General features: G+C 61.3%; 18 protein-coding genes, 1 tRNA gene and 2 rRNA genes. 12 read left to right on the top strand and 9 right to left on the bottom strand.

Annotated features, from left to right (window positions below):
- The first annotated feature begins 235 nt into the window (after positions 1–235).
- From AC3ANQ_RS19345 to AC3ANQ_RS19320, 6 genes are all read left to right on the top strand, one after another.
- Positions 236–3,372, top strand: a 23S ribosomal RNA gene (locus AC3ANQ_RS19345).
- Between the two features lie 171 nt (positions 3,373–3,543).
- Positions 3,544–3,660 (top strand): 5S ribosomal RNA (gene rrf / locus AC3ANQ_RS19340).
- A 318-nt stretch (positions 3,661–3,978) separates the two neighbouring features.
- On the top strand, positions 3,979–4,473 hold the full coding sequence (locus AC3ANQ_RS19335) for an SRPBCC family protein (RefSeq protein ID WP_488302533.1): 495 nt from the start codon (positions 3,979–3,981) through the stop codon (positions 4,471–4,473).
- Entirely contained in the window at positions 4,466–5,035 is a 570-nt protein-coding gene (locus tag AC3ANQ_RS19330; RefSeq protein ID WP_488302532.1) for a GNAT family N-acetyltransferase, read from the top strand. Before AC3ANQ_RS19335 ends, AC3ANQ_RS19330 begins: the two co-directional genes overlap by 8 nt.
- 126 nt (positions 5,036–5,161) lie before the next feature.
- A complete protein-coding gene (locus AC3ANQ_RS19325; RefSeq protein ID WP_488305373.1) occupies positions 5,162–6,520 on the top strand; it encodes an FAD-binding oxidoreductase in 1,359 nt (452 codons plus the stop codon).
- A 59-nt stretch (positions 6,521–6,579) separates the two neighbouring features.
- Positions 6,580–6,885 carry a GntR family transcriptional regulator gene (locus tag AC3ANQ_RS19320; protein ID WP_488302531.1) on the top strand — a complete coding sequence of 102 codons (306 nt, stop codon included), beginning with the start codon at positions 6,580–6,582 and terminating at the stop codon, positions 6,883–6,885.
- Here the strand turns inward: AC3ANQ_RS19320 and AC3ANQ_RS19315 are convergent.
- The 4 genes from AC3ANQ_RS19315 to AC3ANQ_RS19300 form a co-directional block, all read right to left on the bottom strand.
- On the bottom strand, positions 6,794–8,203 hold the full coding sequence (locus AC3ANQ_RS19315; RefSeq protein ID WP_488302530.1) for a DUF4032 domain-containing protein: 1,410 nt from the start codon (positions 8,201–8,203) through the stop codon (positions 6,794–6,796). The genes AC3ANQ_RS19320 and AC3ANQ_RS19315 overlap by 92 nt on opposite strands.
- A 91-nt stretch (positions 8,204–8,294) precedes the next feature.
- Positions 8,295–9,377 carry an ABC transporter ATP-binding protein gene (locus tag AC3ANQ_RS19310; RefSeq protein WP_265981366.1) on the bottom strand — a complete coding sequence of 361 codons (1,083 nt, stop codon included), beginning with the start codon at positions 9,375–9,377 and terminating at the stop codon, positions 8,295–8,297.
- A 194-nt stretch (positions 9,378–9,571) separates the two neighbouring features.
- The gene (gene otsB, locus AC3ANQ_RS19305) at positions 9,572–10,396 is read right to left on the bottom strand and encodes a trehalose-phosphatase (protein WP_488302529.1); all 825 of its coding nucleotides are present in this window, start codon (positions 10,394–10,396) and stop codon (positions 9,572–9,574) included.
- Complete coding sequence (locus AC3ANQ_RS19300) at positions 10,386–11,876, bottom strand: alpha,alpha-trehalose-phosphate synthase (UDP-forming) (protein ID WP_488302528.1); 1,491 nt, start codon at positions 11,874–11,876, stop codon at positions 10,386–10,388. Before AC3ANQ_RS19300 ends, otsB begins: the two co-directional genes overlap by 11 nt.
- A 189-nt stretch (positions 11,877–12,065) precedes the next feature.
- On the opposite strand from AC3ANQ_RS19300, the gene AC3ANQ_RS19295 reads away from it, so the two are divergent.
- Together AC3ANQ_RS19295 and AC3ANQ_RS19290 are read left to right on the top strand one after the other, a co-directional pair.
- Positions 12,066–12,944, top strand: a complete 879-nt coding sequence (locus AC3ANQ_RS19295; protein WP_488302527.1) for a DsbA family protein — start codon at positions 12,066–12,068, stop codon at positions 12,942–12,944.
- A gap of 280 nt (positions 12,945–13,224) precedes the next feature.
- Positions 13,225–13,298 (top strand) — tRNA-Thr (locus AC3ANQ_RS19290).
- A 116-nt stretch (positions 13,299–13,414) separates the two neighbouring features.
- Here AC3ANQ_RS19290 and AC3ANQ_RS19285 read toward each other — a convergent pair.
- A complete protein-coding gene (locus AC3ANQ_RS19285; RefSeq protein ID WP_488302526.1) occupies positions 13,415–13,621 on the bottom strand; it encodes a hypothetical protein in 207 nt (68 codons plus the stop codon).
- 94 nt (positions 13,622–13,715) lie between these two features.
- Between AC3ANQ_RS19285 and AC3ANQ_RS19280 the strand changes: the two genes are divergently transcribed.
- The 3 genes from AC3ANQ_RS19280 (at position 13,716) to AC3ANQ_RS19270 (ending at position 15,154) form a co-directional block, all read left to right on the top strand.
- Positions 13,716–14,354, top strand: coding sequence for a TMEM175 family protein (locus AC3ANQ_RS19280; RefSeq protein ID WP_488302525.1), 639 nt, complete (start codon positions 13,716–13,718; stop codon positions 14,352–14,354).
- A gap of 223 nt (positions 14,355–14,577) precedes the next feature.
- Entirely contained in the window at positions 14,578–14,814 is a 237-nt protein-coding gene (locus tag AC3ANQ_RS19275) for a hypothetical protein (RefSeq protein WP_488302524.1), read from the top strand.
- Positions 14,789–15,154 (top strand): helix-turn-helix domain-containing protein, encoded by a 366-nt coding sequence (locus AC3ANQ_RS19270; protein ID WP_488302523.1) that lies wholly within the window; start codon positions 14,789–14,791, stop codon positions 15,152–15,154. Before AC3ANQ_RS19275 ends, AC3ANQ_RS19270 begins: the two co-directional genes overlap by 26 nt.
- Positions 15,155–15,935: 781 nt before the next feature.
- Here AC3ANQ_RS19270 and AC3ANQ_RS19265 read toward each other — a convergent pair.
- Genes AC3ANQ_RS19265 through AC3ANQ_RS19255 form a run of 3 tightly spaced genes read right to left on the bottom strand, consistent with a single transcriptional unit; the run spans position 15,936 to position 18,881 of the window.
- Positions 15,936–17,165: an AAA family ATPase gene (locus AC3ANQ_RS19265; RefSeq protein ID WP_488302522.1), complete on the bottom strand. Its 1,230-nt coding sequence runs from the start codon at positions 17,163–17,165 to the stop codon at positions 15,936–15,938.
- Entirely contained in the window at positions 17,143–17,808 is a 666-nt protein-coding gene (locus AC3ANQ_RS19260; protein WP_488302521.1) for a hypothetical protein, read from the bottom strand. Before AC3ANQ_RS19260 ends, AC3ANQ_RS19265 begins: the two co-directional genes overlap by 23 nt.
- Before the next feature lie 11 nt (positions 17,809–17,819).
- On the bottom strand, positions 17,820–18,881 hold the full coding sequence (locus AC3ANQ_RS19255; RefSeq protein ID WP_488302520.1) for an ROK family transcriptional regulator: 1,062 nt from the start codon (positions 18,879–18,881) through the stop codon (positions 17,820–17,822).
- Between the two features lie 158 nt (positions 18,882–19,039).
- Here AC3ANQ_RS19255 and AC3ANQ_RS19250 point away from each other — a divergent pair, with 158 nt between their 5' ends.
- Positions 19,040–20,338, top strand: a complete 1,299-nt coding sequence (locus AC3ANQ_RS19250) for a DUF1479 domain-containing protein (RefSeq protein ID WP_488302519.1) — start codon at positions 19,040–19,042, stop codon at positions 20,336–20,338.
- Positions 20,339–20,425: 87 nt separating this feature from the next.
- On the opposite strand, the gene AC3ANQ_RS19245 is transcribed toward AC3ANQ_RS19250, so the two are convergent.
- A complete protein-coding gene (locus AC3ANQ_RS19245; protein WP_488302518.1) occupies positions 20,426–20,989 on the bottom strand; it encodes a heme-degrading domain-containing protein in 564 nt (187 codons plus the stop codon).
- Positions 20,990–20,997: the final 8 nt, after the last annotated feature.

Genomic DNA, 20,997 nt, shown 5'->3' with positions numbered 1-20,997 from the left:
GTTTGGTGTTTCTGGTTTCCTGGCTGCATGTCTTCGTGCGTGGCGGCTGTCCCCTTTTTTGTGGGGGTGGTTGGTGCGGGGGGTGTGGTACGGGGTTGTTGTTTGAGAACTACATAGTGGACGCGAGCATCTGACACGGGCAGGCCTTTGTGCTTGTTTGTGTCTACAGCAATTTCTTTTTATGAACCTGGCCCTTGTGGCCTGGTTCTCTCGAGAAGTTTTTTGATCTTTGTGTGGTCAAGTTTTTAAGGGCACACGGTGGATGCCTTGGCATTAGGAGCCGAAGAAGGACGTAGGAATCTGCGATAAGCCTGGGGGAGTTGATAACCGAACGTTGATCCCAGGATGTCCGAATGGGGAAACCCCGCCAGGCGCTGTGAGGTGATCTGGTGACCCGCATCTGAACACATAGGGTGCGTGGGGGGAACGCGGGGAAGTGAAACATCTCAGTACCCGCAGGAAGAGAAAACAAGAGTGATTCCGTTAGTAGTGGCGAGCGAACGCGGATGAGGCTAAACCGTTCCATGTGTGATAGCCGGCGGGCGTTGCATGGGCGGGGTTGTGGGACTTTCCGTGCTGGTTCTGCCGGACCGGTGGGGTGAGAGCATGGACATAGGTGAACGGTCTTGAAAGGCCGGCCGTAGAGGGTGGGAGCCCCGTAACCGTAATGTTGTGTGCCGCCTGGAGAGGATCCCAAGTAGCACGGGGCCCGAGAAATCCCGTGCGAATCTGTCAGGACCACCTGATAAGCCTAAATACTTCCTAATGACCGATAGCGGACCAGTACCGTGAGGGAAAGGTGAAAAGTACCCCGGGAGGGGAGTGAAACAGTACCTGAAACCGTGTGCTTACAATCCGTCGGAGCAGCCTTGTAGTTGTGACGGCGTGCCTTTTGAAGAATGAGCCTGCGAGTTAGTGTTACGTCGCGAGGTTAACCCGTGTGGGGTAGCCGTAGCGAAAGCGAGTCTGAACAGGGCGATCGTAGTGGCGTGATCTAGACCCGAAGCGGAGTGATCTACCCATGGCCAGGTTGAAGCGACGGTAAGACGTCGTGGAGGACCGAACCCACTTCAGTTGAAAATGGAGGGGATGAGCTGTGGGTAGGGGTGAAAGGCCAATCAAACTCCGTGATAGCTGGTTCTCCCCGAAATGCATTTAGGTGCAGCGTTGCGTGTTTCTTGCCGGAGGTAGAGCTACTGGATGGCCGATGGGCCCTACAAGGTTACTGACGTCAGCCAAACTCCGAATGCCGGTAAGTGAGAGCGCAGCAGTGAGACTGTGGGGGATAAGCTTCATAGTCGAGAGGGAAACAGCCCAGACCACCAACTAAGGCCCCTAAGCGTGTGCTAAGTGGGAAAGGATGTGGAGTTGCGAAGACAACCAGGAGGTTGGCTTAGAAGCAGCCATCCTTGAAAGAGTGCGTAATAGCTCACTGGTCAAGTGATTCCGCGCCGACAATGTAGCGGGGCTCAAGTACACCGCCGAAGTTGTGGATTTCAGATAGTAGACAAGCCTTCGTGGTTCAGTCGTCTGGAGTGGTAGGGGAGCGTCGTGTGGGCGGTGAAGTCGCGGTGTAAACCAGCGGTGGAGCCTACACGAGTGAGAATGCAGGCATGAGTAGCGAAAGACGGGTGAGAAACCCGTCCGCCGAATGATCAAGGGTTCCAGGGTCAAGCTAATCTGCCCTGGGTAAGTCGGGACCTAAGGCGAGGCCGACAGGCGTAGTCGATGGACAACGGGTTGATATTCCCGTACCGGCGAAGGACCGCCCATGCCAAGCGGGGGATACTAACCGCCCGGAGCCTGCCCAAGCACCCTTGTGGTGTGCGGGTTTTGGCCGAGCGCGGGACCTGATCCCGGGAGGTAAGCGTATTAACAGGTGTGACGCAGGAAGGTAGCCGGGCCGGGCGATGGTTGCCCCGGTCTAAGGATGTAGGGTCAGCGATAGGCAAATCCGTCGCTGTGTCTTTGATGACGATCCTGAGATCTGACGGGACCCCCTTGCGGGGGGATCCGGTGATCCTATGCTGCCTAGAAAAGCATCGACGCGAGGTCCCAGCCGCCCGTACCCCAAACCGACACAGGTGATCAGGTAGAGAATACCAAGGCGATCGAGAGAATTATGGTTAAGGAACTCGGCAAAATGCCCCCGTAACTTCGGGAGAAGGGGGGCCCCAACCTTGAACACCACTTGCTGGTGGGAGGGGATCGGGGCCGCAGAGACCAGGGGGAAGCGACTGTTTACTAAAAACACAGGTCCGTGCGAAGTCGCAAGACGATGTATACGGACTGACTCCTGCCCGGTGCTGGAAGGTTAAGAGGACCGGTTAGCCGCAAGGCGAAGCTGAGAATTCAAGCCCCAGTAAACGGCGGTGGTAACTATAACCATCCTAAGGTAGCGAAATTCCTTGTCGGGTAAGTTCCGACCTGCACGAATGGAGTAACGACTTCCCCGCTGTCTCAACCATAAACTCGGCGAAATTGCAGTACGAGTAAAGATGCTCGTTACGCGCAGCAGGACGGAAAGACCCCGAGACCTTTACTATAGTTTGGTATTGGTGTTCGGAGTGGCTTGTGTAGGATAGGTGGGAGACGTTGAAGCCCGGACGCCAGTCCGGGTGGAGTCATCGTTGAAATACCACTCTGGTCACTTTGGACATCTAACTTCGGCCCGTGATCCGGGTCAGGGACAGTGCCTGATGGGTAGTTTAACTGGGGCGGTTGCCTCCTAAAAAGTAACGGAGGCGCCCAAAGGTTCCCTCAGCCTGGTTGGCAATCAGGTGTCGAGTGTAAGTGCACAAGGGAGCTTGACTGTGAGAGAGACATCTCAAGCAGGGACGAAAGTCGGGACTAGTGATCCGGCGGTACATTGTGGAATGGCCGTCGCTCAACGGATAAAAGGTACCTCGGGGATAACAGGCTGATCTTGCCCAAGAGTCCATATCGACGGCATGGTTTGGCACCTCGATGTCGGCTCGTCGCATCCTGGGGCTGGAGTAGGTCCCAAGGGTTGGGCTGTTCGCCCATTAAAGCGGTACGCGAGCTGGGTTTAGAACGTCGTGAGACAGTTCGGTCCCTATCCGCTGCGCGCGCAGGAAATTTGAGAAGGGCTGTCCTTAGTACGAGAGGACCGGGACGGACGAACCTCTGGTGTGTCAGTTGTACTGCCAAGTGCACCGCTGATTAGCTACGTTCGGATGGGATAACCGCTGAAAGCATCTAAGCGGGAAGCTCGCTTCAAGATGAGATTTCCATGCACCTCGTGTGTGAGAGGCCCCCAGCCAGACCACTGGGTTGATAGGCCGGATGTGGAAGACAGGACCAAAGACTGTTGAAGCTGACCGGTACTAATAGGCCGACAACTTACACCACACAAACACAACACTGCTTGCGTCCACTATGTGGTTCCCGGACAACAAACACCCGTCACGGCTGTTTGCCCGTTCCAGGAACCAACACAACTGAATAACAACACCACAATGTTGTAACCAGTCTTCCCACACCACCACCCCGCAGGGGGCCGGCGGTGACGGGTAACAGGGTTACGGCGGTCATAGCGTGGGGGAAACGCCCGGTCCCATTCCGAACCCGGAAGCTAAGACCCACAGCGCCGATGGTACTGCACCCGGGAGGGTGTGGGAGAGTAGGACACCGCCGGACATCTTTCAACGGCCCAGGCCCCGACAGCGAATGTCGGGGCCTGGCCCATTTAACACCCCTACGCCCTCGGCAAGGCATCCCAGGGCTTCCACGCGCCCATCACCGGGACAACCGGAACTGCAGGAGCGTCCGGTCAGGACCGGCCAGAAGTGAGCGAGCGCCGGCTCTGGACCCGCCAGAAGTGAGCGAGCGTCCGGCCGGAAGGCCCCAATGCTGCAGGAGCGTCCGGTCAGGACCGGCCAGAAGTGAGCGAGCGTCGGAAGGGGAGGGCAATGAGTCTCGAGCCGCTTGCGTCGTTGGACGGTAATGTTGGTGCACATGGAGAGCCTTTTCAGTCACGCCGCGTCGGACTCCGAACCCCAGCCAGAGCAGTCCGGTGAGCTGGACCCCGTGGTTTGCACCGTCGTCGTACCGTCGCCTGTGGCGCACGCTTTCATGGGCTTCACCGATCACCCGCATTTGTGGTGGCCAATGGAGGACCACAGTGTCTACGGCGCGGGCTCGCACGTCGAGTTCGAGGAGAACCTGATCGTGGAGACGGCTGATGACGGCCGTACCTCCGTATGGGGAACGATCGACGATTGGCAACCGCCGTTGTCGTTCCACGCGAGCTGGTATCCGGGTAGCACTGCGATGTGGTCCACTGAACTTCGAGTGGCCTTCCGTGCGGTTGATGGGGGTGCGGAGTTGCGGCTGGTTCACGACGGCTGGGAAGGCGCAGAGGACCCTGCTCGAACCCGTGCAGACTACGCGGCTGACTGGCCCGGAGTTCTTGATCGCTATGTCCGATTCATGGGCGGCGGAAGTGAATAGGATCCGTCGACTTCAATCAGCGGACTGGCGGCTGCTTCGCGAGGTCCGGTTGGAGATGCTCTCGGACACGCCTATGGCCTACGTGGAGAGCCTCGCGGCTGCCCGGCGCCAGACTGACACCCAATGGCAAGAGCGCGCCGCAACCATGTCAGGCGACTCGAGCGTCACCTTGGTGGCGGATGACGGAACTGACGGTAGCCGGATCATGGGACTCATGCGCGTTGTTATCAAGCAGCCGCAGGATCCATCCCAGGCGCGGCAGGCCATGCTTATCAGCGTCTACGTCGCACCCGAGCACCGGGGCCTGGGCCTGGCCGACCAGTTGCTTGATGAGGCCTGCGCTGTAGCCAGTGCCGAGCTTGGGGCCGGCGTCGTTGAGTTGGGGGTCCACGAAGATAACGCCCGCGCCAAGGCGTTCTATGCCCGGCACGGATTTGAAATCACAGGCGCAACGCGGGCCTATCCGCAGGACAAAGCCAAGCTGGAAATCGTCATGGCCCGCAAGATTCCGCAGCTCTCCGGGCCGAACCAGCCGGAGCACCGGGCCATCGTCGCGTACTAGACTCGAAGCACTGAAAACACCGCGAAGACTGCCGAGTTGGCGTGTCCGCGGTGCTCAGATGCGAAGGGACCTATCTTGTCGGACTACACAGCCGTTGCCGGAAACACCAAACGCACTGACGGCATTATGGATGAGCTTGCCGCCGCGCTGACCCCGGGGCAAGTGGCCGTCGACGAGCCTACTCGCAGAATTTACTCTGTGGACCAAGGACCTGTCTTGGACCTGAAGCTGCCTTTGGCTGTCGTGTTTGCGGATTCCGTTGAAGACGTCCAGCACGTGGTGCGCGGCTGCGCCAAGCACGGGGTTCCGATTGTTGCCCGTGGCGCGGGAACCGGTGTTTCGGGTGGCGCACATGCTAGCCAGGGATGCATCGTGCTCAGCCTGGAACGCATGAACCGCATTCTGCAGCTCAACGCGGACGACGAGACCGCCGTCGTTGAGCCTGGTGTGGTGAACGCCGATCTAAACGCTGCGGCGGCCGAACACGGCCTGATGTACGCGCCGGACCCCGCGAGCTACAAGATGTCCACCATTGGCGGTAATGTGGCCACGAACGCCGGCGGCCTGCGTTGCGCCAAGTATGGGGTGACCAGAGACTCAGTGCTTGCGCTCGACGTCGTGCTGGCCGATGGATCGCTCATCCACACAGGACATCAGACCTTCAAGGGCGTGGCAGGCTACGACCTCACGGCCCTGTTTGTGGGCTCCGAAGGAACGTTGGGGATTGTGGTGGGCGTGACGGTGCGCCTCCGCTACCTGCCCCGGGATGTTCAAACCGTGGCGGCCTTCTACCCGGATTTCCGCGGCGCCGCCGCGGGCGTCCTGGCGGTTGGCAAGGCCCGCGTCCAGCCCGCCATCATGGAAATGCTCGACGCCGGAACACTGGCCCAACTCGACGAACTGTACGGCTCTGACCTTAGCGAACGTGGACAGGCCCTGCTGCTTATCCAGACAGACGGATTCGGGGCCGCCGCGGAGGCAGCATTGGTGCGGGAGGTCCTGGCGGCTGGCGGCGCCACGGTGATGGCCGGAGCGAACGCCGAAGCCGAACGCCTCATTGATATGCGGCGCTCAAGCCGAGGCGACGAAGCGGACAACGAATACCGGGTGGGCGAGGACGTCGCCGTTCCGAGGTCGCGACTGGTGGACTATGTTGCCGCCCTCGAAGCCATGGCCGCCAACCACGATGTCAAGCTCAAGGTGGTGGCCCATGCTGGCGACGGCAACCTGCACCCCACGTTCTGGGTAGACCGGGTGGACATGGAAGTAGACGCGGACGCTATGTCCCGCCTCAACAGGGCGCTGGATGATTCCATCGATGCCGCGCTCGAGATGGGCGGAACCATCACCGGCGAACATGGGGTGGGGCAATACAAGCTGCGGTGGCTCGGGCTCGAGCAGCCAGAGCCCATCCGCGAGTTGCAACACCGTATCAAGGCGCTTTTCGACCCGGCTGGAATCCTTAACCCGGGTAAAGCCATCTAGGCTGTTGGTATCCCAAATTTCGAGGATGCCAGTCCATTGGCATAGTAATTGCCGTATCGGTGGACAACTGCGAGCTCTACAACGTTTCGCGAATCCCCGTTCGCGAAGCCATCCAACGCCTCGAGCAGGATGGCTTCGTGGAGACGTTCCCCCGCAGGGGTGCCGTAGTGCGCAAATTGTCGCTCACCGACGTCAATGAACTCTTCGATGTCCGGCGGACGCGAACCGGTGTTGGCGGGACTCGCGGAGACACTGGAGCCCTAAACCCCCGCGCTAGTCGTCCGAATCCGGGTATTCGTCCTGCTCGTACCGCGATTCCTCGGTTTCCGCTTCCAGGATCTTCATTAACGCCGTGTCCGGATTGAGCATGATGGCTGCCTCGTCGCGCCGGTGGCGCAGCACGGTGTCCAAGTAGGACTGTACGGCTTCGGCCAAGGGGATGTGGCTGTCCTGCTTCTGGCTCATGTACCAGCGGTGCTCAAGGACTTCGTGGACTACTTCTGCCGGTTCCAGCTTGCCTGCGAGGTCGCGCGGGATGGACCGGACTATGGGCTCGAAGATCTGGCTGACCCAGGTGTGGGCGCTGATTTCTTCGTCCATGTCCGGGTTGTTGTCCGCACGGAATGAATCCATGTCATTGAGCAGCCGGCGGGCCTGGTTCTCCTGGGCATCCAAGCCGGTGAGGCGGAGCAGCCGCCGCTGGTGGTGGCCGGCGTCGACGACCTTGGGTTGAAGCTGGATGGTGGAGCCGTCCGCGGTGGTCTTGATGACATATTCCTCGACGTCGAAGCCGAGTTCGTTGAGGCGCCGGATCCGCGCGCCCACGCGCCACCGTTCGCCGAGCTCAAACGATTCCTTTTCGGTGAGTTCGGCCCATAGCCGGCGGTACGAGTCCATGATGAGCTCCGACGTCGCTACCGGGTCCACCTTCTCCTCGATCAGGCCGCCCTCGAGCAGGTCCATGAGTTCACCGGCAATGTTGACGCGGGCAATCTCGAGATCGTACTCGCGCTGGCCCACCGAAAGATCGGGGTATAGCTCGCCGGTTTCGGCGTCCACCAAGTACGCTGCGAACGCGCCGGCGTCCCGACGGAAGAGAGTATTGGACAAGGAAACGTCGCCCCAATAGAAACCGATCAGGTGCAGGCGAACTAGCAGTAGCGCTTGGGCGTCAATAAGCCTGGTGAGGGTGTCCCGGCGCAGCATCTGAGAGAAGAGCGCACGGTACGGCATGGAGAACTTGAGGTGCCGGGTGACCAGGACGGGGTTGAGCGGCTTGCCGTCAACGGTGGTCCGTCCGGTGATGACTGCAACCGGCTCGACGCAGGGTACGTCCATCCGGGCCAGCTTGCGGAGCATGTGGTACTCGTGCCGGGCAACGTGCTCGGACGTTTCCTTGATGGCGATGACGGAGCCGCCCAAGTGCGCGAAACGCACTATGTGCCGGGAAATACCGCGGGGCAGGGCAGCGAGGTTTTTGGTAGGCCAGTCCTCGAGCGCGATATGCCACGGCAGGTCCAGGAGCTCGGGATCCGCCGCTGCTGCGGTGATGTTGAGGGAGCCGATCACACCCGCTGGTGGCGCGACGTCATTGGCGCTCGCGGCCTCGGTGCGCGGGAGTTTGCCGATCTGTGCGTAGTCGGTGGGTTCGTCATGCCACTTGGCACCGCTTTGCTCGCTCATGGGGTCAATTCTTCCGTATGGAGGCTGCTGTTAACGACGACGGCGGCCCGTCCACTTCGGAAGGGCCGCCGTCGGTAGTGCGGTGCGGGTGTCAGTCGCCCAGGCGCAGGCCTGTCTTGGTGTCGAACAGGTGCACGTGGCCCGACTGCGGACGAACGAAGATGGACTCGCCCTTCATCGGGGGACGGCGGCCGTCGACGCGGGCCACGATGTCGTGGCTCTTGCCATCAAGCGTGGTGTGGCCGTAGACGTAGGCGTCGGCGCCGAGCTCTTCGACAACGTCAACCTCAACTTCAAGGCCTTCGCCGGCACCAACGGTCTCAAGGTCTTCCGGACGGGAGCCGAGCGTGACGGTCTTGCCGTGTGCCTCTTCGAGGACATTGTGCGGAACCGGGTAGACCGTTCCACCGAACTGGACACCGCCGTCGACGACCGGCAGTTCCAGCAGGTTCATGGCGGGGGAGCCGATGAAGCCGGCCACGAAGACGTTCTTCGGGCGGTCGTACAGGTTGCGCGGGGTGTCTACCTGCTGCAGCAGGCCGTCCTTGAGGACGGCAACGCGGTCACCCATGGTCATGGCCTCGACCTGGTCGTGGGTGACGTAGACCGTGGTGACGCCGAGGCGGCGGGTCAAGGAAGCGATCTGGGTGCGGGTCTGGACACGGAGCTTGGCGTCCAGGTTGGAAAGCGGCTCATCCATGAGGAAGACCTGCGGGTTACGGACGATTGCCCGGCCCATGGCAACGCGCTGACGCTGACCACCGGAGAGTGCCTTCGGCTTGCGGTCCAGGTAAAGCTCGAGGTCAAGAAGCTTAGCTGCTTCGCGGACGCGCTCGGCACGCTCTTCTTTGGAGACGCCGGCGATCTTGAGTGCGAAGCCCATGTTGTCCGCAACAGTCATGTGCGGGTACAGGGCGTAGTTCTGGAAGACCATGGCGATGTCGCGGTCTTTCGGCGGGACGTCCGTGACGTCGCGGTCGCCGATCAGAATGCGGCCGGAGTTCACATCCTCAAGGCCTGCGAGCATGCGCAGCGAGGTGGACTTACCGCAACCGGAGGGTCCAACGAGGACCAGGAATTCGCCATCGGCGATGTCGATGTTGAGCTTATCGACGGCGGGCTTATCTGTGCCCGGGTACAGACGCGTAGCGTTATCAAAAGTAACTGTAGCCACAGTTATCAATCCCTTCACCGGCAGGTACGTGCCGGACGATCCGTTGTGAATGGTTCATGTTTATTCAGTTGGACTCCCCGCCCTGGGCTGGGCCCGGGCAAGGGAGACTGAGTGACGCCGCACGGTAGTTGTGCGTCACATCACAACCAAGAGTATGGCAGCAGCTCGGGGTATTCGCTCAAATGTTACGAACGTCACATGTGAGATGAGTCTCCCGAGAGTTCGCGGCGCCGTTCGCGAAGGACCGCTTCCAGGAGTTCGGCGACGTGAACGGGGGCTTCAATGCGGAACTCGGCCTGGGTGAAATCCAGCCCGACTTTCACGCCGACATCGCCAGCGCCCAGCCTGGCAATCGCGTCCTCATCAGTGACATCGTCGCCCGCAAAAAGGATTCCGGTGGCGCCAGTCACCTGGCGCAGGAACTCGACTGCCTCGCCTTTGGAGGAATGCACCACCGACGTTTCAAGGACGCGCTTGCCGTTCTTGAGGAAGACTCCCGGACGGCCTTCAAGGATCGTCCGAGCTGCGGCCACAGCGTCCTCCGCCACGTCGTCTGCTGCACGCCTCGTGTGGAGTACGACGCCGGCAGGCTTGTCTTCGAGGACTGTCCCCGGAGCTTCCTGCGAGATTCCCGCCAAGACCTCGCGGACTTCGGCAAGGAGCTCCCGTTGGGTGTCGTCGAGCTGGAGTTCCGCCGAACCGGGGCCCAGCCACGCCTCTGCCCCGTGGCTGCCAATCAGCAGCGTGGCCTCGGGGGGTGAGGCGACCGCCCGCAGGCTGGCCAATGCGCGCCCGGAGATGAGCGCCGTCGTCGTCCTCGGAAGTTTGGCGAGTTCAGCGAAAGCGGTGGCCGACCGCTGGAGCGGGCGCGCGGCGTCCGCGTGGTCCACGATCGGAGAGATGGTGCCGTCAAAGTCCATCGCCACCAAAAGTTGGTCTGTTCCGGCGATCCGGCGGACGGCATCGAGCAGCTCAGGGGACAAGCTCAGAGGGGGAGTGCCTGCTGTTTCACGTGTCATCGCGTACCACGGTTTCTGCTAGGGCCGAGAGGAATTCGGCGGACCAATGATCGACGTCGTGGTCGAGGATTTGTTTGCGCATGGACTTCATCCGACGGCGGGATTCATTCGGGGGCAGGTGCACGGCCCTCATGATGGTGTTCTTGAGACCGTCGATGTCATGCGGATTCATCAGGAGTGCTTGCTTGAGTTGATCTGCGGCGCCCGTGAATTCACTGAGGACCAAGGCTCCCGTGTTGTTGGTCCGGGCTGTGACATACTCCTTGGCCACGAGGTTCATGCCGTCCCGCAATGCCGTGACCAGCATGACGTCGGCGGCAAGGTACAGGGCCACCATCTCCTCGATCGGGTAGCTGTGGTGGAGGTACCGGATGGCGGTGTTCTGCATGGTGTCGTAGCTGCCGTTGATGTGGCCCACGGTGCCTTCGATTTCCTCGCGCAGGAGCCTGTACTGACGCACGCGCTCGCGGCTGGGGCTCGCCACCTGGATCAGCGTGGCGTCCTCCACTGTAAGCCGGCCTTCCTTGAGGAGCTCCTCGAAAGCCTTCAAGCGGTGCGGGATGCCCTTGGTGTAGTCCAGGCGGTCCACGCCCAGGAGGATGGTTTTGGGGTTGCCGAGGTCCTGGCGGATCTGCCGGGCACGCTCGATGATGTCCGGGCGCTCTGCGAGTTCACTGATGTGGTCCACGGCGATGGAGATCGGGAAGGCCTGTGCGCGGGCAATATGCGTAATCTGGCCGTCCGGACTTTTGACATGGATCTGCTGCTGCTTGACGCTGGCGCCGATGAAGCGGCGGGCCGAGCGCATGAAGTTCGCCGCGTCACTGGGGCGCTGGAAGCCCACCAGGTCAGCGCCCAGCAGGCCTTCGATGATGGCCTGGCGCCACGGCAGCTGGGCGAAGATTTCCGGCGGTGGGAACGGGATGTGGTTGAAGAAACCGATCCGTAGGTCCGGGCGCGCCTGGCGGAGCATGCTCGGCACAAGCTGGAGTTGGTAGTCCTGCACCCACACTGTGGCTCCGTGGTCCGCGTGCTGGATGACGGCCTCGGCGAATCGGCGGTTGACCCGGCGGTAGCTGTCCCACCATGTGCGGTGGAACTCCGGCGGAGCAATGACGTCGTGGTAAAGCGGCCAGAGGGTGGCGTTGGAGAAACCTTCGTAGTAGAGCTCAACATCGTCGGTGCTGAGGTCAACGGGAACCAAGTCCATACCGCTGTGGCTGAAAGGCTCAAGGGGCTCGTCCGGGGCGCCGTGCCAGCCCACCCACGCGCCGTCGGTCTTTGTCATCATCGGGGCGAGGGCCGTAACCAGGCCTCCAGGAGAGCGGCGCCATCCCTCGGCCGCGTTATCCCCGCCGTCGCCGGGGAAACGGTCCACCGGAAGGCGGTTGGAGACCACCATGAAATCGTACTTTGCTTTCCTTGGGGCCTGCTTGCCCCCGGGTGCGACGTCGATTTTTTCGCTTGCCGGTACTTGCATTGCTGCCCCCTAGGGTTGCTTGTGACTCATATCCCACCCTACCGGCGGGAATCATCAAGGACACTTGCTCGTTGCTCAGACTGGAGTCCAAGACCCCCAGCCCGTGCTGTCAGTCTTCTCCCGTAAACTGGCCCCGTTGCCATAGCTAGACCCACCAGACCAACGCCGTCGATCAATCACGAGGAACTGATGAGCCCCGCAAACGAACCACGCCTGTCCAAGGCAGAGCGCACCGCCCAGGCCCGCGAAAAGGCCCGCGAGATCCGCGAAGCTCAGCTGAAGAAGGACAAGCGCAACAAGTTGCTCATTGGGTGGGGCATCGTGGTTGCCGTCGTGGCGATCCTCGCGGTGGTTGCCTTGGTAGTCAGCCAGAACATTGCCAACAACGCCCCCATCGCCGATCAGGGCCCGACGCCCGCCAACTCCAACGTGCACGGTGGCGTCACCCTCCTGAAGGGCACCGACGTGACGAAGGCCGCCGCAGCCACGGTCAACCTGGCGTCCCTGCCGTCAGCCCCTGCCACCGCGCCCGCCACGGTGACCGCTCCCGGTGCCGAGGCCGAGGCCGGCAAGCCGGTCAAGGTAGTGGCCTACATCGACTTTATCTGCCCGGTCTGCAAGAACTTCGAAGCCACGTACAACCAGCAGCTGACCCAGCTGCGCAACGATGGCAAGATCAGCCTGGAGTACCGTCCGCTCGGCTTCCTGGACGCCAGCTCCAGCACCAACTACTCCTCCCGTGCCGCCAATGCCGCGGCCTGCGTTGTGAACGCTTCGCCGGACAAGTACTCGGCCTTCGTTGACTTGCTGTTCGCACGCCAGCCCGCTGAGGGTAGCGCGGGCCTTTCGGACAACGACCTCAAGAAGATGGCCACCGAAGCCGGCGCAGCAAACATTGACTCCTGCGTGGACAGCAAGACCTACCGCCCGTTCGTCAAGGTCGTTACAAAGGAAGCCGCGGTCATCGGAGTCACCGGCACGCCCACGGTCTTCGTCGAAGGCAAGCAGTGGGACGGCAAGACGGACCTCATCGCCGACCTGAACGCCGCCGCGGCCGCGAAGAAGTAGATCGCTCGACGGGAATCTTGACGCCGGCCGGACGGTGCTCTCTGCCTTAGGGTGGTGAGTACCGACCGGGCCGGCGTTTTGCTTTTTGTCCGGACGGGTTCGCGGGTGCGGGGCTTGCGGTGCGGGTCTGAGCGCCCGACGGCGGGTGGGGGCTGCCCGCCCTGGACCCCGATCCTCGTGGAATTTCCGTGGGCGGGAGGTCTTGGGCTACCCTTATCTAGCGCTCATGCGTACCAGTTCCGGTCCGCCGGGGCAACCAGTTCCCGGTCCGCCGGGGCACGCCTCCTTAGCTCAGTTGGCCAGAGCACCGCTCTTGTAAAGCGGGGGTCGTCGGTTCGAATCCGACAGGGGGCTCTTAGTTTGGCTCTGACGCGCGGGTTTGTTCCGACGGTAGGAGCCTAAAGGGCTCATTTGAACCATGACTTACCATAAACTCACTAGAATCAGTTTCGGCGTGAGTCCCCGCCAGGTTACATGCCCGTACCCGAGGGCCTGGGGGGATCCGGGTTGAAGGCATTGAGAGCGGCTCGGGTGTCCAGGGCTTCTTTGTATTCCTCGACGTAGTGCTTGCGCGTCATCGAAACTTTGGAGTGCCCGCCTTGGTATGCCGCGGCTTCAACGTCCATCGTCCGGGCGATGATCGTGGCGTTTGCCTTGCGGAACGTCTTGAACGTCACCCAGGCGTAGCCGACAACGGACTCCGGTGAGGGTGCCGGTGGCGGTGGCGGACGCCGAGTTCGCTTCGGACAGTTGTCGGAACATACTGAATGAATGCAAACAACCCGCGGCTTGGACAGGCTCGTTTTCTTCACGGATGCCGTGACGGCGATCGCCATCACTCTGCTCGTGCTGCCGCTGGTCGACTCCGTCACCCAGGCAGCCCGCGACGGGTTGAGTGCTGAGCAATTCATCGGGAACAATTACGCGGCGATCTCTGGCTTCGCCCTGAGTTTCGTGGTGATCGCTCGGCTCTGGCTCGCCCACCATTCGACGTTCGAGCATGTCAGGTCCTACAGCAGTCCACTCCTATTGCTCAACTTGTTTTGGGCGTTCACGGTGGTGGTGTTGCCGCTGCCGACGGAAATGGTGTCCCAGTTCAGGACTTCGCCCCTCTCGGTCGGCGTCTACATCGGGACGATGGCCGCGAGCAGCCTCACGCTCACGGCCATGACGCTGTTGATCCGGAAACATCCGCGGCTCGAGATGGAAGAGAATCCCATGCCCGGCCGCGAAGTCTTCTCCAGCGCCGTTTCGACGATCGGGTTCTTCATCGCCCTGATCGTGGGAGTGCTCGTGCCCCCCATCAACTTCTACGCGCTGTTGATTATTTTGCTGACCGTCCCACTGCAGCGGGTCTACGATCGACGATCAGCTGCTGCGCGTCTGGCGCCAGCCGCGCAATCATCTTAAGGCGGATCGGACCGGCCGAGAGGGGCAACGATCCTGGAAGGTTCCGGCGTTTTTTGGTGTCACCGTGGGTCGCTGTGCAGTCTCGGGATTCACATGGCGCAAGCCTTCCCTTGTGGGGTCTGACATCAAACTCTTTTCGCCATTCCGAGTCCCTTGAATTTCATAGGCTCGGCGAGGCTTGCAGCGCTGGATTCTGGGACGGGGCCACGGAGCGTGACGGGACTTGGCCAAGAAATACGAAGTGTGGCGGGTCTCCCACCCTTACCACCAAGGCATTGCCGTCCGACTCATTTGCTGGTTTCCTCCCGATGAAAACACTGCAGTGGTCGCCCTGTTTTCAGGCGATAAGGCCAACATGGGCGACGTATTCTACGACAGCGTGGGAACCAGAGCGGATCAAATAATCGATCAATGGATCAGAGAAGGGGAGGTTGATGAAAATGGTCAGGAAGACATTTAGGAAGGGCAATGACCGGCTCAACCGTATCTTGGCAAAGCCGGGCATGACCGAGCGGGTGGCTGAAATCCGGGAAGCGTCCGCGCGCGAGGACCGCATCTACGCACTGAATCTGGCCACTATCCGCAAAGCGGCGGAGCTGACACAGGACGACCTGGCGCAGAGGCTCGGGATAGACCAGAGCGTGGTCTCGAAGACGGAGCGACGGGAAGACATGCTTCTATCGACCCTGATGGATTATCTTTCCGCCGCGGGCGTCGAAGACGCAAAGATGGTCGTTCATGTGAACGGTCGCGAAATAGAACTGGACCTTCGCAGCTTGCAGCATCATTCGCGGGGCTAAGAGCGGTTTCTAATCGGCGTCGCTACGCCGCTGTCGGCAGGTCCACACGGAGTGCGGCCGATCCGGTTGGTGTCGATGGTTATGCACACCAGGCTTTCGTGCGGCCAGAAGCCGAGGGGCGGCCGATGAAACTGAGGACATCGGCAGCGGTCTTGATGGTGTGCGTTTCCATGGTCCTTCTCCTTCAGTGACAGCCGACGCCGGCCGTGTCAGTCAGGTTTCGGCGTCGTTCAGATACAGGAACCACCCAGCGAGGATGGAGCATCAGAATGACTAACAGCGAACATTCTTCTGGCTGTTCATGGGTTGGTTGTGCGGTTGTCAATCCTCGGGTCACCACGTAGGAGGACATGCCAGTGGTCGGAACCGCGGGCGCGCTTTGAAACGGCGTCTCGAAGAGATAGACGTTCATCGTCCGGACGACTCCGACAAGAACCGGAAGCCGATAGCACCCATATATGTCGGCCTGGCCGCGCTACAGGGCCAACGGGGAAGTGGCGGTAGCATCCACTCCCGCACGTCTTTCAACGTGAGGGATACAAGACAGAGCGGCGTGACGTACTTCGGCTTCCAAACCCAGCGCGCAAGGGGTCTTGCTACTCTGTCCTCCAAGTGGTTTATTTGACCGTCCTATCGGACTGTTGCGCGACACGTTAGACCGGCAGAATTGCGAGTGACCGTGCTCGCCATGCAGTGGGCCCGAGCCGTCTCGACCCGCATGAGTTCCGCTTAGCCGCTTACGATCGAGGCGTACGCAACCTCACCTGTGTCCCGTTCAAGTTTAGAGGTGACTGGTAGTCGATGGCTGGGTGTCGTCGGTGCTAGCGAGACTCAGTTCCCAGGATGACTCGAGTTGCGTCAGCTGGCTCGCCACGAGCACTCGCGCAGATCTTTCTGCCGACATGAGGGCGCGGGTGAGCGGGTTGACGAAGAGTGTTTCGACGATCGAGCCGACGCCGCGGCCGCCGAAGGCGAGGTTCTCGACGGCTCTTTCTTCGATGGTGTTAGCGACGTCCGGGAGTATCTGGAGGGTGATGCCGTGGCGTGTTTGAACGCGGCGGACGACTGCGGCGAGGTATTTGCTGACGAGCTCGCGTCCGACCGCTTCTGAGATGAAGTCGAAGACGACGATGTTGTCTCCTATGCGGCTGAGGAGCTCGGGGCGCTCGAGTTGTTCGGTGAAGTGCACTTCAATGGCTCGCCGGACCTTTGCTTCGGTGTCGCGGTAGGGGTCGCCCCAGCGGGCGAGGGTATCGGACGCTTCGGGTCCACTGGATGAACGGTAGGTGCCGAGATTGGAGGTGAAAACGATGACGGTCTCACTGAAGTAGACGGTTTCGCCCAAGCCGTCGGTCAACCGGCCGTCTTCCAGGATCTGCAGGAATTTGTCCAGGATCCTCGGGTGCGCCTTTTCAATTTCATCGAACAGGAGGATTGAGAAGGGCCGGTCACGCACAGCATTTGTCAGCTCGCCTCCGGCGGTGTGGCCGACGTATCCGGGAGGTGCGCCGATCAGCCGCGCTTCGCTGTGCTCGGACGAGAATTCACTCATGTCGAAGCGGATGTAGGCGTCCTGGGCTCCGAACAGCGTCTCGGCGAGGGCTTTGGCGAGTTCGGTTTTGCCGACTCCGGTGGGTCCGGCGAAGAACAATATTCCCTGCGGCCGCCCCGATGCGTTTCCGACGTGCGCGCCGGTCAAGCCCATGGCAGACCGGGTGAGCACGGTGAGTGCCTGTTGGATGGCCCGCGGCTGCCCGAGAACGCGGCGGCCGATGCTTTCGGTTCCTCGTCTGAGGCGCTGAAGGAGCAACGGATCTCCCCAGGGGCTTTCCGGAACGCCGAGCCGGTAGCTTCGGAGGGCTTCATCGATTCGGGTGACGCCTATTCCCTGCTCGATGGCCAGGGTGACGACGCTGTCGATCTCGCGGAGGGTCATCCCTTGGGAGAGATCTGCTAGGACGGTTTCGGCTGCTCTTGCCGAGGTTGTGTCAGTTCGTGCCGGGTCCTCCATCCGGCGAAGAAAGAGTCCGGCCCCAGCCTTGCGTTGCCCGAGGGCTGGCAGTGGAATATGCACCAGCCTGGCGCCCGATGCGTGCGACAACCACTTGGGGGGCGTCCTGGGACTCGTCGGCCAGCCAGAAAATGCCGCAGTCGAACCGCCCCGGGTTGTGCGCGAGTTGGTCTTCGGCATCATTGCTGTTGGCACGCTTTTCCGCGACGGCAAACAATCCCCGGAGGTCCGGGCCGGCGTGGTGTTCCTCGGCCCACAGCCGGGACGCATAGGCGATGACCACCGCGACCCGGGGAGCTCCCGACGCCCGTGCATTTCTGATCAGGTCTGCCAGCCGGCCCGCTGTTGAGGCTGTCGCACGCCCGAGATGCGTGGAGGAGAAGAAGGACTCCGGATCCACGTTGGGTCCATGGTGCCTCAACCGAATGCCGTCCACGGGATCATATGAGTAGACCAGGTCGTAACGACGACCGATCAAGAGATCAACGATCACCTGCGCCGTGGTCAGCACGTCAACGGAAGCTTCGGCCGGCTTGCGAATGAGGTGAACGTCCCGGATGTTTCCGGCAACTATGAACTGGGACGTCACGGGAAACGCCAAGTCGATTTCGCGAACCCATGCCGGCAGGCCAAGTTCATGCACCGATGGGTCCATCAGAACCCCAGGCCCGCCCGGGCCATGCGATGCGCCTCATGGCTCGCTCCATCCAGCGGCGAGCGTGTTCCGACGACGACATCGACGCGGTCGAGGGTCAGTTCGGGGACGGTTGTCGAGAGGTATTTCTCCAACGGTGCCAGGCCGGCGAGAGGGCCGCCGAGGACGACTGCGCTGGAATTCAGCAGCGTCACCATGTTCGCGATGGCCACTGCGAGGGTGTCCAACGCTTCACGAGTGGTCGGCGAGAGCTCGGGTCCGACGAACAGATCCCTGGACGCTTCCAGGTCGAGACCAAAGGATCTGGCCGCGTTTCCGAAACCGAGACGCGACAGAGTGCGGGTGAGATCCTCGCCGCCCGGCACCCGCAGATGACCGATTTCCCCCGCAAGGCCCTGTGCGCCGCGCTGGAGGTTTCCGCCGAGAAATAGCCCAGCACCGATGCCGGCACCCAGATAGACGAACAGGAAATCGTCGACGTCCCTCATTGCGCCGACGTAATGTTCGGCCAGGGTCGCCCAGTTCACGTCGTTGTCGACCTTGATTTCCGCGGCCTGGATGTTCAGGTCACGGACCGGATTGAAATGACCGGCCGGAAAAACGGAATCGGCCATCGGGATGATGTCGCCGGTTCTGCGGTCCACGGGGTCCGCAACAGAGACTGCGGCCGCAAGCAACGGTGTGGGTGAAGCCTTCTCGATGGATTCCAGCAGACCGCTGGCGACCGCGATCACGTCGTCACTGCCGGCGTCGTGCGGCAGCGGCTCGGTCTTGTCGAAGGCGATTGTTCCGTCCAGCCGGACGGAACGTGCAGCGACGAAGGCCGAATCCAAGGCAAGAGCAACCGAGTGGCCCCGGGCCGGGTTTATCTCGTACAAGGCGGCGACGCCTCCACGCTTTCCTTCCCGTATGCCCGTCGACACGATCACCCCTGAGTCCTCAAGGCGCCGGGCGGCGTCCGAGATCGCGGGCTTGGAGATCCCGGACAGTAACGCGATATCTGACCGGGACAGCGGAGCCGCTGACTCGCTCAAGAGCGCCAGGAAACGGTGCTCAGTCATGGTGGCGAGCAATCCCGGCCGTGGAGATGCGTCTTTTGAGGACATGATTGTCTTTCAGTAAGGAGTCTTTACTCAATCATACGGGTGGGCTACTATCGGTACAAGGCACTTTAGTAATCAGTGATTACTAAATCTGGGAACAAACGAGGAGACCACACATGAATGCAACGGAGCAGACTAGCTGGGAGACCCAGCCCGAGGATGTGCCCGCGGCGATCCGCGCAATGAAGAAACAACTGCGGGCGCAGATCGGCGACGTCAACAAGCTTTTCGCGACCATCGAAGCCGCCATCGCGGAAGAAGTTGCCGACATCAAGGCGGCGAAGGCCCGCGGGGAGAACGTCTGGCCTGTCGTCAACTACACCGACATTGAAGACGGGACTGTGCCGCTGCAGACCCTTGACCTGATCCGTCGCCGCGGCTGCGCCGTCGTGCGGGGGCAGATCCCGGCACAGACCGCCACCGACTGGGACCAGTCTCTGGTCGACTACGTTGACAGCAACAACTTCGAAGAGAAATACCGTGGCCCAGCAGACAACTTCTTCGGCAAACTGAAAGCATCAAAACCCGAGATCTATCCCATCTACTGGTCGCCCGCGCAGATGGAGGCCCGCCAGCACGAACACACCGCCAAAGTACAGAGTTTCCTGAACCGGCAGTGGAAAAGCGAGTCCCAGGGAGTGACCTGGTTCGACCCGGACCAGGACACGATGTACCCGGACCGGATCCGCCGTCGTCCGCCGGGAGCGTCCTCGAACGGGCTGGGGGCGCACACCGACTCAGGTTCGGTTGAGCGCTGGCTAACCCCGGCCTACCAAAAGGTCTTCTCCTCCCTCTTCAACGGTGATTTCGCCTCGTACGATCCTTGGGACGCGGCCTACCGCACCGAGGTCGATGAATACCCGTCATCGACGATGTGCAGCGTCTTCCGCAGCTTCCAGGGCTGGCTCGCGATGTCCCAGATGCAACACGGCCAGGGAGTACTGCACGTCGTGCCGATTCCTGCGGCTATGGCCTACATGCTCATCCGGCCGCTCCTCGACGACGTGCCGGAAGATTCTCTATGCGGGGCTGAAGCGGGCATGGCCCTGGCTGCAGATGAGACGTGGCATCCGCTGCTCATGGAGGCAGTATCGGGGATCCCGGACGTCGAACCCGGTGACTCGGTATGGTGGCACTCCGACCTGATCCACAGCGTGGAGCCGGTTGAGAACCAGAAAGGCTGGGGCAACGTGATCTACATTCCGGCCGCTCCGATGTGCGCCAAGAACGCCGCCTACGCCGAGAATGTCGCCGAACGCTTCCGCCTCGGCGAAAGCCCCACCGACTTCCCCAAAGAAGACTACGAAACCGACTGGGAAAACCGCTTCAAAGAGGACGACCTCAACGAAGTCGGAGCCCGGGGTCTCGGGATCACCCGGCGCGTGAAGCCGGCAGACCGGGCCGCTTCCCGCTGACGGGTCCCGAATCGACCATGCAGTAGCAGAAGCCCGGACAGGTTCGACCGGTCCGGGCTTCTGCTACTGCCTTGGGCGTGAAACGTCTTAGCGGCGGGATTGTCTTTCTTGGAAAAGCGTCAGTGCCTCAACCACCAGGTCGTGGTCCGCTTTCTGCGGGAGGCCGGAAACCGTCACGATTGCCACTGGCCCCGTTCCCTTAACGTAAATGGGGAATGCACCGCCGTGGGAGGCATATTGGGACTGGTCAAACCAGTCATTGTCCTCCATCCTTCCGCCGCTCAAACGGCCCCGGAGGCCGACAAGGAAGGACGGGACTTCATAACGTTCCGCTGTACGGCTCTTACGCTTGATCCAGAGTCCGTTGTCGCGGGTCGCTCCCGCCAATGAGACATGGAAAAGGATGTGCTCGCCCCTTCGGATGTCGATGGCTATAGGGTGGTTGCGCGAGGTTCCCAGCTCCACGAGCAGCATCCCGAGTGCAAGCGCATCACCGGGACCGAAGCTTGGCAGCTGAAGCGCCGTTATCTCTTTTTCTATCCGGCTAATCAGCGACAGCAGTGCCGCTTCCGGTTGTACGCCCGGATCGTCGGGATCGAATTCGTACTCTGCTTCCGCGGACGAATCAGGTTCGGCCGGTTCGTGAATCATGTGCGCAA

It is taken from the genome of Arthrobacter sp. DMZ02-1R (assembly GCF_057747935.1).
This window is presented reverse-complemented; position numbering and strand designations above follow the sequence as displayed.